The sequence below is a fragment of the Lentilitoribacter sp. EG35 genome (assembly GCF_040784015.1).
In the GTDB taxonomy this organism is placed as follows: domain Bacteria; phylum Pseudomonadota; class Alphaproteobacteria; order Rhizobiales; family Rhizobiaceae; genus Lentilitoribacter.
The window spans coordinates 130790-146009 of record NZ_JBFNGQ010000005.1 but is presented as its reverse complement, the minus strand read 5'-3'; the positions used below and the strand labels follow the sequence as shown (position 1 = coordinate 146009).

General features: G+C 42.3%; 16 protein-coding genes and 1 tRNA gene. 13 read left to right on the top strand and 4 right to left on the bottom strand.

Annotated features, from left to right (window positions below; translation table 11 throughout):
• Positions 1-169 precede the first annotated feature (169 nt).
• Positions 170-790, top strand: coding sequence for an invasion associated locus B family protein (locus AB2J24_RS10825; RefSeq protein ID WP_162653939.1), 621 nt, complete (start codon positions 170-172; stop codon positions 788-790).
• A 48-nt stretch (positions 791-838) separates the two neighbouring features.
• On the opposite strand, the gene hspQ is transcribed toward AB2J24_RS10825, so the two are convergent.
• Entirely contained in the window at positions 839-1168 is a 330-nt protein-coding gene (gene hspQ, locus AB2J24_RS10820) for a heat shock protein HspQ (protein WP_162653938.1), read from the bottom strand.
• Between the two features lie 104 nt (positions 1169-1272).
• Here hspQ and AB2J24_RS10815 point away from each other — a divergent pair, with 104 nt between their 5' ends.
• On the top strand, positions 1273-2238 hold the full coding sequence (locus AB2J24_RS10815; protein ID WP_367385488.1) for an AEC family transporter: 966 nt from the start codon (positions 1273-1275) through the stop codon (positions 2236-2238).
• A gap of 21 nt (positions 2239-2259) precedes the next feature.
• On the opposite strand, the gene AB2J24_RS10810 is transcribed toward AB2J24_RS10815, so the two are convergent.
• A complete protein-coding gene (locus AB2J24_RS10810) occupies positions 2260-3441 on the bottom strand; it encodes a UbiH/UbiF family hydroxylase (RefSeq protein ID WP_367385487.1) in 1182 nt (393 codons plus the stop codon).
• Between the two features lie 146 nt (positions 3442-3587).
• On the opposite strand from AB2J24_RS10810, the gene AB2J24_RS10805 reads away from it, so the two are divergent.
• Entirely contained in the window at positions 3588-3710 is a 123-nt protein-coding gene (locus AB2J24_RS10805; RefSeq protein WP_367385486.1) for a hypothetical protein, read from the top strand.
• 158 nt (positions 3711-3868) lie between these two features.
• Here the strand turns inward: AB2J24_RS10805 and AB2J24_RS10800 are convergent.
• Positions 3869-3958: transfer RNA gene (locus AB2J24_RS10800), tRNA-Ser, on the bottom strand.
• Between the two features lie 348 nt (positions 3959-4306).
• Here AB2J24_RS10800 and AB2J24_RS10795 point away from each other — a divergent pair.
• The 7 genes from AB2J24_RS10795 to AB2J24_RS10765 all read left to right on the top strand — a co-directional run bounded on the left by AB2J24_RS10795 (position 4307) and on the right by AB2J24_RS10765 (position 11597).
• Complete coding sequence (locus AB2J24_RS10795; RefSeq protein ID WP_162654433.1) at positions 4307-5272, top strand: septal ring lytic transglycosylase RlpA family protein; 966 nt, start codon at positions 4307-4309, stop codon at positions 5270-5272.
• A 77-nt stretch (positions 5273-5349) separates the two neighbouring features.
• Positions 5350-6510, top strand: a complete 1161-nt coding sequence (locus AB2J24_RS10790; protein ID WP_367385485.1) for a D-alanyl-D-alanine carboxypeptidase family protein — start codon at positions 5350-5352, stop codon at positions 6508-6510.
• A gap of 114 nt (positions 6511-6624) precedes the next feature.
• The gene (gene tmk, locus AB2J24_RS10785) at positions 6625-7320 is read left to right on the top strand and encodes a dTMP kinase (protein WP_162653933.1); all 696 of its coding nucleotides are present in this window, start codon (positions 6625-6627) and stop codon (positions 7318-7320) included.
• Entirely contained in the window at positions 7317-8336 is a 1020-nt protein-coding gene (locus AB2J24_RS10780) for a DNA polymerase III subunit delta' (RefSeq protein WP_162653932.1), read from the top strand. Before tmk ends, AB2J24_RS10780 begins: the two co-directional genes overlap by 4 nt.
• 69 nt (positions 8337-8405) lie before the next feature.
• On the top strand, positions 8406-9959 hold the full coding sequence (metG, locus tag AB2J24_RS10775; RefSeq protein WP_367385552.1) for a methionine--tRNA ligase: 1554 nt from the start codon (positions 8406-8408) through the stop codon (positions 9957-9959).
• On the top strand, positions 9952-10776 hold the full coding sequence (locus AB2J24_RS10770; RefSeq protein WP_367385484.1) for a TatD family hydrolase: 825 nt from the start codon (positions 9952-9954) through the stop codon (positions 10774-10776). Before metG ends, AB2J24_RS10770 begins: the two co-directional genes overlap by 8 nt.
• Entirely contained in the window at positions 10776-11597 is an 822-nt protein-coding gene (locus tag AB2J24_RS10765; RefSeq protein WP_367385551.1) for an MBL fold metallo-hydrolase, read from the top strand. The genes AB2J24_RS10770 and AB2J24_RS10765 overlap by 1 nt, the downstream gene beginning before the upstream one ends.
• A gap of 66 nt (positions 11598-11663) precedes the next feature.
• Here AB2J24_RS10765 and AB2J24_RS10760 read toward each other — a convergent pair whose 3' ends face one another.
• Complete coding sequence (locus AB2J24_RS10760) at positions 11664-11882, bottom strand: hypothetical protein (protein WP_162653929.1); 219 nt, start codon at positions 11880-11882, stop codon at positions 11664-11666.
• Positions 11883-12182: 300 nt separating this feature from the next.
• On the opposite strand from AB2J24_RS10760, the gene AB2J24_RS10755 reads away from it, so the two are divergent.
• From AB2J24_RS10755 to tmpT, 3 genes are all read left to right on the top strand, one after another.
• Positions 12183-13265: an acyltransferase family protein gene (locus AB2J24_RS10755; protein WP_367385483.1), complete on the top strand. Its 1083-nt coding sequence runs from the start codon at positions 12183-12185 to the stop codon at positions 13263-13265.
• Between the two features lie 66 nt (positions 13266-13331).
• Positions 13332-14567, top strand: coding sequence for a cytochrome P450 (locus tag AB2J24_RS10750; protein WP_367385482.1), 1236 nt, complete (start codon positions 13332-13334; stop codon positions 14565-14567).
• 2 nt (positions 14568-14569) lie between these two features.
• Positions 14570-15193: a thiopurine S-methyltransferase gene (gene tmpT, locus AB2J24_RS10745; protein WP_367385481.1), complete on the top strand. Its 624-nt coding sequence runs from the start codon at positions 14570-14572 to the stop codon at positions 15191-15193.
• Positions 15194-15220 lie beyond the last annotated feature (27 nt).

Here is a 15220-nt window from a genome sequence, read left to right as displayed (position 1 = left end):
CAAAAAAAACTACTTTACCCTCTGGATATTGATGGCGTCTCGCGTTAGATGAAGCTGAGAGTCATTTTACTGCCTTAATTCATGGGCAGAAGACTGGGCAGCATTGGAATATGTAACAACATAATTCTAATACGGAACAGAATTTAAGATCTACAAGGCGTTTCAAGCAATGTTCAAATTGTTCAATAAATCAATAAAAACCGCAACTATTTTTGTAGGTGTGATTACTGCAGGTGTCACAGGCACCTATGCTCAGCAATCACAAGCACCAATTGATGGTTGGTATAAAGAGTGCAGCAAACAAGCTGACAATGATATCTGCGTCGTACAGAACATTGTTACTGCACAATCTGGTCAATTAATTACCGCTGTTGGACTTGTGGATGTTTCCGGCAAGGTCAATCAAAAACTTCTCCAGGTCACTGTTCCAATTGCTCGTTTTATTCCCCCTGGAATTTCATTGCAGGTTGATGGCGGAAAACAAACTAAAATACCCTATGCAGTCTGCCTTCCAGATAAATGTATAGCGCAAATTCCTATGACAGATGCTGTTGTTGCGAATTTTAAGAAGGGTAGTGAGGCAGTCTTTACATCGGTAAATGCACAACGTGCTGCAAATCCTATCCGAATTTCACTTGCTGGGTTTACTCAGGCATTTGATGGCGAAGCTCTCGGCCTTGCTGAACGCGATGAAAAGGCAAAAGCGCGTGAAGATGAGATTCGCAAAAAACTTGAAGAATCTCGTGCGAAACTTCAAGCAGCTCAAGATGCAGCCAAAAAGACCGAATAAAACATTCAATATCAAACAATCAACCCGGGCATTTGCTCGGGTTTTTTATTAGTGTGTTTGATTTCCAATAGGCTCGTACTGACCTTTTTGAGATTCTTTAAAGAATTTTCCAATATCTGGATGCCGAAGCGGAACATCGCTATCATCAGCTAATAGGTTTTGCTCTGAAACATAAGCAACATATTCGATTTCGCTATTTTCGGCGAATAAATGATAAAATGGTTGTTCGCGGTGCGGGCGAATATCCTCGGGAATAGCAGCAAGCCATTCCTCGGTATTGTTAAAAACCGGATCAACATCAAATATCACGCCGCGGAAATCAAACAGCCTGTGTCGAACAATTTGCCCGAGATTAAACTTCGCGTGAGATTTTTCCATCGACAATCCTTCATTACGCCGTTACTCATCTATTACTTTAAACAATTTGATGAAACTAAACATTGCTATGTTTCTTCGATTATATTTGAGAATTAGACCAGTTAATGTCTGAAATTATATCACTCGTCTTACCATTTTTTGGTCTTATTATTTTAGGATTTGTTGTCGCAAAATTCACGGAGCAACCTGATGGTGCTATGGGTTGGCTTAACATTTTCATTATTTATGTATCTCTACCTGCACTGTTCTATAAATTGCTTTCTAACACACCGGTTGAACAATTCAAGCGTGTAGATTTTTTGACAACCACAACCCTAGTTACGTTTTTTATTTTCTACCTGATCTTTCTTGTAGGCTGGGTCATAAGACGTAACAATATTGGCGATTCAACCATTCAAGGTTTGGCGGCGGCATATGGCAATATTGGATATATGGGCCCTGGAATGGCGCTTCTCGCGTTTGGAGAAGTGGCGGCGATACCCGTCGCCTTGATATTCTGTATTGAGAACATTTTGCACTTTACAGTCGCACCACTTCTCATGGCATTTCGTGGCGGTGACGATCAGGCAAATTACGGAGACCTAGCAAAGAAAGTTATCAAGAACATTATCCTTCATCCATTTATAATCGCGTCATTTATCGGCGTTATCGCAGCGATATATAAAATAGATCTGCCAGATGCGGCCGATAATATTATAGACCTTCTGGCGCAAGCTGCGGCACCGTGTGCTCTTTTTGCAATGGGTGTTACGCTCGCATTGCGCGCCATAAAGCGAATACCAATTGAGATATTCTATATTACGCCAATCAAGCTCGCTATCTATCCAGCTCTTACTTATGTTGCGCTAAGTTTTGTCGGGGATTTTGACCCTATATGGGTTCAAGTCGCTGTATTGCTGGCATCATTGCCAACAGCAACCAATGTTTTTGTAATCGGCCAGCAATATGACCAATGGACAGAGCGCGCCTCAGCGTGTGTTCTAATAACCACTATTTGTTCAATTTTAACGGTTTCGACCTGGCTTTGGCTATTCAAGTCACAAACTATCCCGTTTGATTTATTTCCGTGATGCCAATCTGAACAACACTTTCTAACTTGCAATCTTATCTGTATGTTTTTTTACCTGAGCGCCCTGTCTCATGACTAGTTGTTTAAGAAACGACACATTGCTTGCAGCCGAAATTACACCACTTCGGACGAGTTGAACGGGTAAAAATGAGGTTAAAAGCGTGCGGTTGAACATATCGATGCCAAATGTCCGTGTAATTACATCCAGTTGTCGCGCACGATGATAGGCTTCGCCAACGCCTGCACTATGTTCCGTATCATTAACTGAAATACATTCGATTGCTGTTATTACATCCCGTAAACCCAAATTCAAACCTTGCGCGCCGATCGGCGGAAATGCATGACCAGCTTCTCCAACAAGCATTACACGGCCTCGGCCAAATTTGTTTGCCAGCAGGCTAGAAAGCGGATAACATTGTGGTGTTGTATCTATCTCGACGGCACCAAGAGTGGAGTGTAAGTTTTGCTCAACCATTTGGTTAAGCTCGTCTAAAGGCCGACCGAGAATTTCAGCCTCTTCTTCAGGTTTGATTGCCCAGACTAGGCTAGAACGCTTGCCAGGCAATGGAACCTGTGTGAACGGACCTTTTTCGGTGTGAAACTCAGTCGAAATATTTTGGTGAGACAGGCTGTGTTTAAATGAAAGCACAATGGCTTTTTGATGATATTGCCAAGCTCTATGCTTAATACCAACTTTTTCACGGATAAGAGAACGTCGGCCATCAGCGGCGATGACATGCCCGGCTTTTAGCACGTCACCATTTGTCAGACTAACTGTAGCAATATCATCTTTATCAACGTAATCAGTAGCAAACTCATCAAAACGAGTGATTTTGAGCTCGTCCAGTTTAGCAAATAACGCATCCAATAATACTTGATTTGGGATATTAAAACCAAATTGATCCAGTTCAATTTCATTGGCGTGGAATGAAGCGGGCGGCGAGCGAATAATGCGTTTTGTACCATCCAAAATGCGCATGGTTTGAAGCGCCTCTGTCTTTGTCTCTATCTGCTGCCAGATGCCTATTTTGTCCAGAAAATCAATCGACGGCATAAAAAGAGCTGTTGTGCGCTCATCATCAGTATCCGATTTCTTAGCGATCACAGCAGTTTTAAAACCAGCAAGATGCGCTGCAATTGCTGCGCTCAAACCAGCTAACCCGCCGCCAACAACAAGAACTTCAAATTGCAGATCTCTTTCCATTTTTTCGCTCCGCTTTTTATCGCCCCTATTAATGCATATATAGTCCCAAATATCGATGGGGTGAATTGGCGCACACTAACTATGTTAAAGTCACTGACATCCCCGAAATCATCATTCGATTAACAAAAGATGCATAACAGACATTTATGAGCGTTGCAGAATATGGAACGTTGGGTTCGAAACAGGCATTCGCAAAAATCGATCTTGGACCAGCGCTCAGTCAAGTCAATGACGGTATCGGGCTTACAATTACCCTTGCCATAAAGTGATAAGGATCTGTTTTAAATTGAATATCGGATACTTCAAACAGCACAACTAACATCGCTCATAATGAGTATTTGCTAAAATAAAATAGACGTGAAACTTGAGTACAAACTATCTTGGGGTTTGAGCAAATTTCAAAAGCATAGTCGTAGTATGAGAATAATGGCGGAGAGGGTGGGATTCGAACCCACGGAACGCTTACACGCTCGCTGGTTTTCAAGACCAGTGCTTTCGACCACTCAGCCACCTCTCCGGTGAGCGTCTTTTGTAACAAACTGAGACTGAATGCAAGACGTGTTTTTCAGTTTCTTGAAAAATATTGCAGTTTTTAATAATAAAACGTAATTCAAAGTGACTTGCTGGTGAATTATATTTATGCAGATATCATTCACACAGTAGATATTGCTGTTTTAAGGCTTTATCAACTATGAAACAACAAATGTGCGACATGTTGAGCAGATTCGGCATGATTAAAGGATTAGATCGTATTTTTGCCATATAGTGGCCTTTAATGACCACAATTCGACATAGATGAAATTAAGAGTTAAATATATTGGACCTTCGTTTTAAAATAACAAACCTTCGCGCTGGCAAGCCTTCACTGGGGTTCCTGACAAAAATCTGCTGCGGTTTTGTTTTAGCTGCTGCGCTCGCTGGCTGTAGTTCTACTGGTGATGCGCTAAAAGTTGGGACAAACACCGCAAGTATAAACAATAAAACCAAGTTTTCATCAAAATCTTATGGTGTGGCTGCCAGTCCACGTCTGACAGTTTCTAAAAATGTTAAAAAAGGCGGTGGTCGTGCTGTCGTTGGCAAACCATACAAAGTTCGCGGTAAATGGTATCACCCAAAAGAAGAGCCTGGCTATGATCGCACTGGATTAGCATCGTGGTACGGTCCCAATTTTCATGGTCGATTAACAGCCAATGGTGAGATTTATGATCAATACCATTTATCAGCTGCACACCCCACATTTCCGTTGCCAAGTTATGCTCGTGTAACAAATCAGGAAACTGGTAAATCTGTTGTTGTCCGCGTCAATGATCGTGGTCCTTTTGCGCACAAACGTATCATCGACCTTTCCAGCAAAGCCGCCGACATGCTTGGCACGAAGCAAAAAGGCGTTGCCGATGTTCGCGTTCAGTATATAGGAAGAGCACCTTTACATGGTCAGGATATGCAATATTTGGTTGCATCATACTCAGAAAATGGAAGTCCAGGCATCTTTGCTCAAGGCACCCAATTGGCTGTAAATGCAGTAAAAGCTCCGTTTGAAGTATTTAAAACAGCCAAAGCTGCCAAGCCTGCAAAACCTCCACATCGTGACCTTTTGACCTTGGTGGGTGGCAAAAATGTTTATGTACCCTCTGCTGAAGTAACAGGAACTATTCCCAAACCAGCCAAAACAAATACTATAACTAAAGAGACAGTTTCAAAGACTGTTAAAGCAGCGAAACCAACAGTTCTGGCATCTGCGTTAGAGGCCGAACCGCAAACGGCTGTCGTGAAGCCAAAGCTGACTGTGGATTTGTTAAAAAAATATCACTTGAGAAAAACGATACAATAACTTCAATCATTAGCTAATATGGTTTATCATCAAAACAATTGTATATTGTTTTGTTTCACCTTTAGGCAACGTGATTGATGCGCACTCACCTCAAATTGAGTTTTTTTGTTCTTGCACTACTTGCAATTCCAGTTGTGTTTTGCCCGCAATTATCTGCGCAGGAATTTCAAACCAAGGCTAAACAAGCATATTTAATTGATGCAAGGACAGGCACAGTTCTCTTCGCCAAAAACGAAGATGAACAAATACCTCCGGCCTCATTGGCAAAAATTATGACTATGGAGATGGTATTTAATGCATTACAAAAAGGTGAGTTAAGCTTAGAAGATACATTTAAAGTATCTGAAAATGCATGGCGAACAGGCGGAGCACCTTCACGCACATCGACAATGTTTGCAGCGCTTAAATCTGAAATTCGAGTTGAAGACCTTATTCGTGGAGCGATTGTTCATTCTGGTAACGATTCTTGTATTATCCTAGCGGAAGGCATGGCGGGAGATGAGGCAACATTTGCTAGCCATATGACGGCACGCGCTGGTGAAATCGGGATGAAATCATCCGTATTTGCCAATTCGACTGGCCTGCCGGATGAAAAAGCACGGGTGACAATGCGCGATCTTGTAACCCTATCAAAGCATATCTTTGACACATATCCTGAATATTACAAATATTACTCAGAAACTGAATTTACTTGGAACAAGATTAGACAGCTCAATCGTGCGCCATTGTTAACTGCTGGCATTGGTGTAGATGGTCTTAAAACCGGTTTTACCGAGGAATCTGGCTACGCGATTGCATCATCTATTGAGCAAAATGGCCAGCGATTGTTTTTGGCTATGAGTGGTTTAGCAACCAAGAAACAGCGGCAAGAAGAGACAAGACGCATTTTGCTTTGGGCATTAGAAAACTTCAAATCCAAACTACTTTTTAAGAAAGGTGAAAATCTCGGAACTGCCAGTGTTTATGGCGGAGCAGGAGAAATTGACCTAATCGCAGGACAGGACGTCGATATTCTGCTTCCGGCTAATAACACTGAACGGTTGAAAGCCCGTGTTGCTTATAAATGGCCACTTGCAGCGCCTGTGAAAGCCGGTGATGAAGTGGGTGAGGTTCGTATATGGGTTGGCGAGACATTATCACGTACCGCGCCAGTTTTCGCTAAGAGTGACATGGAGAAAGGCGAGTTTCATGACCGTGCATGGGACGCCTTTAAAGAGCTTTTACTATTTTGGTTGTGATAAACCTCTGACAATCCATCAAATTTGCGGTTTCAGGTTCTATTGCCTAATGCTTTGTTATAAATTAGACGGATAGACAATGAGTCTAGCGCGCAATTGATTGTAGGCAGTAACGTGAATTTAAAAAGAGGTCGCTTCATAACCTTCGAAGGAGGGGAAGGGGCAGGGAAATCCACTCAGATCAAACTTCTGGCTGAAAAGCTGAAGAAAATCGGTCATGACGTTGTTGTAACACGCGAGCCAGGTGGCTCGGTTGGTGCGGAAGCTGCAAGACATGTGTTGCTATCTGGCGCAGCGGAAGAATTTGGCGTGCGCATGGAGGCTTTTCTGTTTGCGGCGGCGCGAAGCGACCATGTGGAGGAAGTTATTCGGCCAGCTGTAAAAGCCGGCAGGGTTGTTTTATGTGATCGTTTTGCGGATTCAACGCGAATATACCAAGGTGTTACGGGAAATATTGAGGCAAATCTTTTGGAAAGTCTGGAACGTGTTGCTGTTAACAATATGTATCCGGACATGACATTGATTATTGATGTTCCTGCTGAAGTCGGAATGCGACGAGCTAAAGAACGAAGCGGAACAGGCGGTACACTTGATCGCTTTGAACGCGAAGAAATGGCAACACACGAGATGCGGCGCGAAGGTTTCTTAGATCTTGCAAAAGAAGACCCTGTCCGATGTCGCATAATTGATGGCGATCGGGATGTTAACGCCATATTTCAAGACGTTTTTGAAACTGTGGAGCTCGCTTTGCCTGCCATCTTGCCGAAGAAAGCTAGAGGAAAACGTTTCTCTAAGAATAAGGTCTCATGAGTCTTGAGCTAGAGGGTGCTATACCGCCTGCAGAAAACACAAAATTATTTGGCCACAAGGAAAATGAGAATTTTCTTGCCTCTGCATTTAAATCCGGGCGGATCCACCATGCAATTTTGCTAGAAGGTGAACAAGGCATCGGTAAAGCCACATTTGCTTTTCGCCTTGCCAATCATATCCTAAACAACCCCGATACAGATCAAGCTCCGGATCAGATATCAGACCCAGATCCTGAGAACCCCATTTTTCGTCAGGTTGCTGGTGAAGCATCGCATAATCTTATGCACATCAAATGTGAAGTGGACGCAAAAACAGGCAAAACGAAATCTTCAATCAGCGTGGATGATATCAGAAGAACAGGTAAATTTTTCGCACAGACATCCGGTTCTAATAATTGGCGAATTGCCATTATTGATACAGCCGATGACCTGAATAGATCCGCTGCGAATGCAATTTTAAAGATTCTTGAGGAGCCACCAAAACGAGCGCTTTTTTTGGTTTTATCAAATTCACCAGGAAGATTGTTACCTACCATTCGCTCAAGATGTCTTTCTCTTCATATAAAGTCATTAAATGATCAAGACATGGTGTCTGCATTAAATCATCTAGATGTTGTAAACGGCCTTGATAACGCAAGCATACGCCAACTACTAAAACTGTCAGAGGGGTCGGTTTCCAGAGCTTTGACAATTCTAAATTATGGTGGAGCCGAGCTCATCGGACATTTTAATGATATTATCGATCAGGATAGTCAGGCAGATCGTAAAACGCTACACAAACTAGCGGAAAGTCTGGCAAAAAAAGATCAGGAAACCAGCTATCACTTCCTTGTTGATCATATGATCACGCATACAATGGAGCAGGCTAAAACGGCTGCGAATGCAGGCCAGATTAGCAAGGCGGCTGAACTTGCGGAATTATCCGAGAAGTTGAACAATCATAAAACTGAGTCTGACATCTATAATCTTGATCGCAAACAGACGATTTTAACTCTATTCTCTATGATGGGAATTTGAGAAAAAACATAGCTATTTCTCAAATTTTCACTTAAGACGCAAACATCATTTCAATTCAAAATATGTGACATCATGACTGATCAAAATAGATATTATATCACGACTGCAATTTCCTACCCTAACGGTGCGCCGCATATCGGCCATGCCTATGAGTTGATTGCGACCGACGTCATGGCAAGGTTTCAACGCTTAGATGGTAAACAAGTTTACTTTCTAACTGGCACAGACGTTCACGGCCAAAAGATGCTGCAAACAGCACAAAAAATGGGGGTTACTGCCGCTGAACTCGCTGCAGAAAACTCTGCTCAATTTATCAACATGGCAGAGGTTTTGAATGCATCAAATGACGATTTCATTCAGACTAGTGAAGAACGCCACCATAAAGCAAGCCAAGAAATCTGGCGCCGTATGGAAGCCAACGGTGATATCTATCTAGATAGTTATTCGGGTTGGTACTCTGTCCGCGATGAAGCTTATTATCAAGAAGATGAAACAGATGTTCGTGAAGACGGAAAACGTTACGGACCACAGGGAACTGAGGTCGAATGGGTAGAAGAGGAAAGTTATTTTTTCCGCTTATCCAAGTACCAGGATATTCTTCTAAAACATTATGAAGATAATACCGATTTCATAGGGCCTAATTCTCGTCGTAATGAAGTTATGTCTTTCGTAAAATCTGGCCTGAGAGATCTTTCAATCTCGCGCACTACATTTGATTGGGGCGTGCAAGTTCCTGGCAATGAAAAGCACGTAATGTACGTTTGGGTGGATGCACTAACCAACTACATTACAGCGCTCGGTTTTCCGGATGAAAATGCTGGAAATTGGAAATTTTGGCCTGCTGCTGCACATATAATTGGCAAAGATATCATTCGATTTCATGCAATTTACTGGCCGGCATTTTTGATGTCTGCGGGTATCGACTTACCAAAACGTGTTTTTGCTCATGGTTTTCTCTTTAACAAAGGAGAAAAAATGTCAAAATCACTCGGAAATGTCATTGATCCGATATCTATGGTTGATCATTATGGTCTTGATCAGGTTCGCTTTTTCTTTATGCGCGAGGTGCCATTTGGCAATGATGGCAACTATAGCCACGATGCAATCGTCGGCCGAATAAACTCTGATTTAGCTAATGATTTGGGAAACTTAGCCCAGCGTTCGCTTTCTATGATACATAAAAATTGTGAGGCTAAAGTTCCTACTTGTGGTGAACTAAGCGCCGAAGATAAGGAGATTTTAACCCAAGCTGATAATCTGCTTACCGGGGCACGTGATGCAATGAATAAGCAAGCTGTGCATCAATATGTTAGCGCGGTATTTGCAACTGTTTCTGAAACTAATAAATATTTCGCAGGTCAAGAGCCTTGGGCCTTAAAGAAAACTGATCCGGAACGTATGGGAACAGTACTTTACGTAACGGCAGAGGTCATCCGGCAAGTTGGTATTCTATGTCAGGCCATTATGCCCGATTCATCCGCTAAACTGCTTGACCTTTTGTTGATAGCAGAAGATGAGCGTAGTTTTGCACAGTTGGGTAAAACCGGACGGCTAAAATCAGGTACTGATCTTCCTAAACCATCAGGTATTTTCCCTCGTTATGTTGAACAAGAAGTTGAGTAGTAACGTGCCAGCAGAACGACCACTAATCGAGGGAACCAAACTTTTGATCGACAGTCACTGCCATCTTGACTTCGAGCAGTTTGACGAAGATCGTGATGAGCTTGTCACACGAGCACAGCAAGCTGGTGTTGGCAGGATGGTAACAATTTGCACCCGCGTGCGGAAGTTTGATCAAGTAAAAGCTGTTGCAGAAAAATACGATAACGTCTTTTGTTCTGTTGGCACACATCCGCTTAATGCAGGCGAAGAACCGGATATCGAACTTAATGAACTCCTAGAACTCTCCAAACACCCGAAATGCGTGGCAATAGGTGAGGCGGGTCTAGACTATTATTATGATAATGCACCACCCGCGGTGCAAGAAAAAGTTATGCGCACTCATATCTGGGCGGCACGACAAACAGGCTTACCGCTTGTTATTCATGCACGTAATGCTGATGCGCATATGACAGAGATTTTGGAAGATGAAGTTACAAAGGGCGATTTTCCTTTTATTTTACATTGCTTTTCCTCCGGGGCAGAACTTGCCAAAACAGGAGTTCAACTTGGAGGCTATGTTTCTTTTTCCGGTATCTTAACATTCAAAAAATCTGATGAATTACGCGAGATTGCAAAATCTGTTCCCCATGATCGTTTGCTTGTGGAAACTGATGCGCCATATCTTGCGCCGATGCCATTTCGCGGCAAACGAAATGAACCATCTTATGTCGTTCATACCGCTCGTGTTCTGGCAGAAACTGTAGGTCTTGACGAAGATGAGTTATGGTTAAAGACGACGGAAAACTGTCGAAGATTATTTACGAAAATGACGTTCTAATGACCATCAAACCGACAAGTCGCATATTTACTATATTGGGTTGTGGTTCGTCCCATGGGGTACCGCGCTCGGACGGTGATTGGGGTGCATGTGATCCTAATAATCCTCGAAACAGACGCAGACGTGCGAGCTTATTGATCGAACAATTCGGTCCTATGGGAGAGAAAACAACAGTTGTTGTAGATACCGGTCCTGATTTTAGAGAGCAAATGATCTCAGCTCGCGTCAGATATATTGATGCAGTTATTTATACACACGGACATGCCGATCACATCCACGGTATTGGCGATTTACGCGCTTTTGCAATGGCGCACCGAAAACGCGTACAGATCTACTCTGATAAAGTGACACTCGAGACTTTGGAAGATTCATTCGAGTATTGCTTTAAGACTCCTAAAGGAAGTGAATATCCACCGGTCATCGAGCATAACTTGATCAAAGACATGAACACATCAATTGAGATCGACGGCGAGGGTGGAATTATACCACTTATGCCAATTGACCTTATCCACGGTCCCATTCACTCATTGGGTTTTAGAATTGGGAATTTTGCGTACTGCAGTGATGTGAGTCAGTTTCCAGAAGAAAGCATGGAAAAGCTGCTAGGGTTAGACACAATCATTATTGATGCGACTTTACCAAAACCACATTTTAGTCACTTTTCGTTCGATCAAGCAACAGAATGGGTAAAAAAACTTGGCGCAAAACAAGCATATATAACGCATATGCACACGGCGCTAGACTATGACTATGTCATGTCATCGACACCTGAACACATTGCCCCGTGTTACGATGGACTAAAGATTGAAGTCACTCTCTAAACAGAATTTGGAGAGCGGCACAAAGCCACTCTCCAGTAGAAGTCTTGGGGGGACAAACTCTACTTTTTAAAGTTCAGCAGCAGCAAACTCGTCTGCATCGATTTGCGCATCGAGATTGATATCTACTGCTTTGAATGCATCTTCTGTCATGTCAGGCATTGCTGCAACAACTTCCTCAAATGAAAGATATCCATCAGCATTTGTGTCGATTTCAACGAATTCTGCCGCATTCGCGCCAGTTGCAGTTAGCAATGTTACTGTAGCAAGTGTTAGGAACTTTTTCATTTTAATTCTCCTTGTTAAACATGCCAAACTCTTAGAGGTTTGACCGTTCGTCGTTTATTTTAGTTATTCGCTACCGTTATTGGCTTCATTGCGAATAACAACAAGATGACGATGTTTTGTGTTTGAGGAAGGGCGAAATTAGGACAATTCATGGCCAAGAAATCAAAAAAAATGCGGTTTTTGAAAGACTCGTAATTTTGCGCGATTACATGGGCTAAATTTGATCACGCATGGATTCAGCCGTTAACCTAAAGTTAGCATTTTGATTGAAAATCTCACCAAATTTGGCAATTTAGGTAAATGAAGCCTGAAAACCGCAACTATTATCCTAATCTTGATATTATCCGCTTTTTGGCGGCATTTTGGGTTATGCTTGCACATTACGGACATATCGGTCCCTATATGGGTTTGACCGGATATGGACCTAGCCAGGGAATTGCAGCCCTGTTTTTTCAATACGGGTATTTGGGCGTTCCTATATTTTTTATTCTTTCCGGCTTTGTTATCGCTCATGTTAGTACTGATATTCATCCACTTAGATTTATATCCAACCGTATCTTAAGGCTAATGCCTGCATTTTGGATTTGTATGACGACAAGTTTTTTACTCATTTCTTTGCTTGATAACGCAAATATTTTGAATCTTAAATTATGGTTCGCAAACTTGCTTCTCCTTCCTCAAACTCTTGGTCAACCTTTTGTGGATGGTGTTTACTGGACTCTCGTGCTTGAATTTGTGTTCTATGGTTGGGTATTTATTTTGTTACTGTCTGATGTTTTTCATAAGCATCTATTGAAAATCTGCTCCATTTGGCTTGGCATATCGTTCGCAAATATAATGCTGTTGGAAAACCGAATCATCGAGCTCGTATTCATTACCTACTATGCAGGTGCTTTCGTCTGTGGCCTTGTGATGTGGCATGCCAAGCAAAATAGATGGACAGCGCCCCACGCTCTGCTCATGGTGATTTCGGGAGTGTCATTATCACTGGGTATCAAACACCTTGGCATACAGGCTCAGCTTCCGAATTTCAGCAATCAACCTGATTTACTGGTGTCTACCATTTGCGCAATATTATCGATTGGTGCCGTTGCTATTGGGATTTTTGGCAAAATTATTCCCATTAAGCATTCGTTCGCAGTGATGTTGGGTGCGATATCCTATCCACTCTATCTCATTCATCAAGAAGTCGGGTATATAGTATTGCAAAAATTAGCTGAACTCAGATTAAATCCGATTCAAGCGGTAACACTAGTCATTTTATTAGTAATAACCCTATCTTACATCGTCCATCAAGCTTGTGAAAAACCAATTCGTCGATTTTTAAAATCGGAAATGGCATACTTCGTTATGTCCAGATTTCCCAGATTAAATCAGAGTTAGACTATGGCTTCTTATCACCTTCATTGTTAGTGTTTCTGGTAAACTCTAAATATATATGGTGCCAATTTGAGTAAGCAACAAATCCACTTCGACCCGTTTTCAAATGCATTTTCCGAAAATCCATATCGTATCTATCGGGAATTAAGAGAAAGCGGTAAAGCGCATTATTTTGAACCTCAAAATTTGTGGCTTTTATCTCGATATGAGGATGTTTCAGCGATAGCACGCAACCCAGAAATGGTGCGCTCGCTTGATGGCTTGGAAACAGTGGAACAAACAAAAAAACGACAGCGAGCTGCAAACTGGCACGATATGCCATACCACGAACGTGTTGTTCAATTTAGCTTACTTGATAGTGATGGCGACATACATAGACGCCTTCGCAAACAGATTTTTGGAGAGTTTACCGCTCGCCCCATCGCCCATCTGGAAAATGTTGTGCAGACCTTTGTGGATGGACTTTTGGATAAACTTCAACAAAGGGATGATATCGAATTTATTAATGATTTTGCAGCTCATATCCCCGGCTATGTGATCGGTCATCTTTTAGGTGCACCTGAGGAAAATTGCTCACAACTTCGCCTTTGGTCAGAACAAATCGTTCAGTTCTTTGATGTTGATCGCAGCGATGAAAAGAAAACAATTGCGGAGAATGCTACAAAAGAATTTTATCATTTTCTGGAAGATTTACGGGCTGAACGCGCGCGCAAACCGCAAGATGATCTCATATCAAAGATGATTATTGACGAGCGGGAAGGACGCTACACGAGAGATGAGTTTATTTCGACTTGCATGTTAATTTTAATGGCAGGTCACGGCTCCACCATCGATGTACTTGGTAGTGGTATGCATACGTTGCTTCAACACCCTCAATCAATGAGAGCCTTACAAGAAGACCCTGAACTAATGCCCACGGCCATTCAAGAAATGTTCCGTTTTGAGTCCCCACTTCCTTTTTTTCATCGCCATGCCTTGGAGGATGTAAAAATTGCCGGACAGCACTTCAAGAAAGGTACAACTTTTGGGTTGCTTTATGGTTCTGCAAATCGGGATCCCGAGCAGTTCGAACAAGCTGATGAGTTCATAATTACACGAACACCAAACAGGCACTTGGCATTTGGGCAGGGAGCCCATTTATGTTTAGGAAATAATCTAGCGCGACTAAACATGAGGATTATATTTGATACGCTGCTTCACAGATTCAGTAACATTCAGCTAGTTGACGAAAGGGTCATTTATAAGAGTGGTCTTTCAGTCCGTGGGCCAAAAGCGCTTAACATATCCTGGCAAGTAAAGGCATAAACATGAAGGCAGAATTTTGGCATGATAGGTGGAAAACAAGAAATATCAGGTTCCACAAACCTGAAGCGAATCCGACTTTGATTGAACACTTTGATACACTCGAACTTGTCGACAATGCTCGTATTTTTCTCCCGCTTTGCGGCAAAACATTAGATATCGCTTGGCTGCTCTCAAGCGGATATCAAGTTGTTGGTGCTGAGCTAAGCGAAATAGCAATTATTGAATTATTTGATGAACTTGGTATTACCCCCAAGATCACAAACATTGATAGTTTTAAACTTTACTCCGCGGAAAATATTGATATTTTCGTTGGAGACATTTTTGACCTGACGCCCCCTATGCTTGGGCATGTCGATGCTGTTTACGACCGTGCAGCGCTTGTTGCATTGCCGGCTGATGTTCGCAGCAGCTACGCCAAGCACCTCACCCAGATTACAAATAATGCCCAACAACTTCTTTTAACATTGGAATATGATCAATCCGTTCGAAACGGGCCACCATTTTCTGTGCCTCAGACGAAAGTGGAAACGCACTACCGTTCAATATTTATCGTAAATGTTCTTGCAGATGATGGTGAAGATTACGACATGAAAGAACTAGTGTTTCATCTTATTCCACGCAGATAACATTTCTTGCTGGTTGCTTATTTGCTC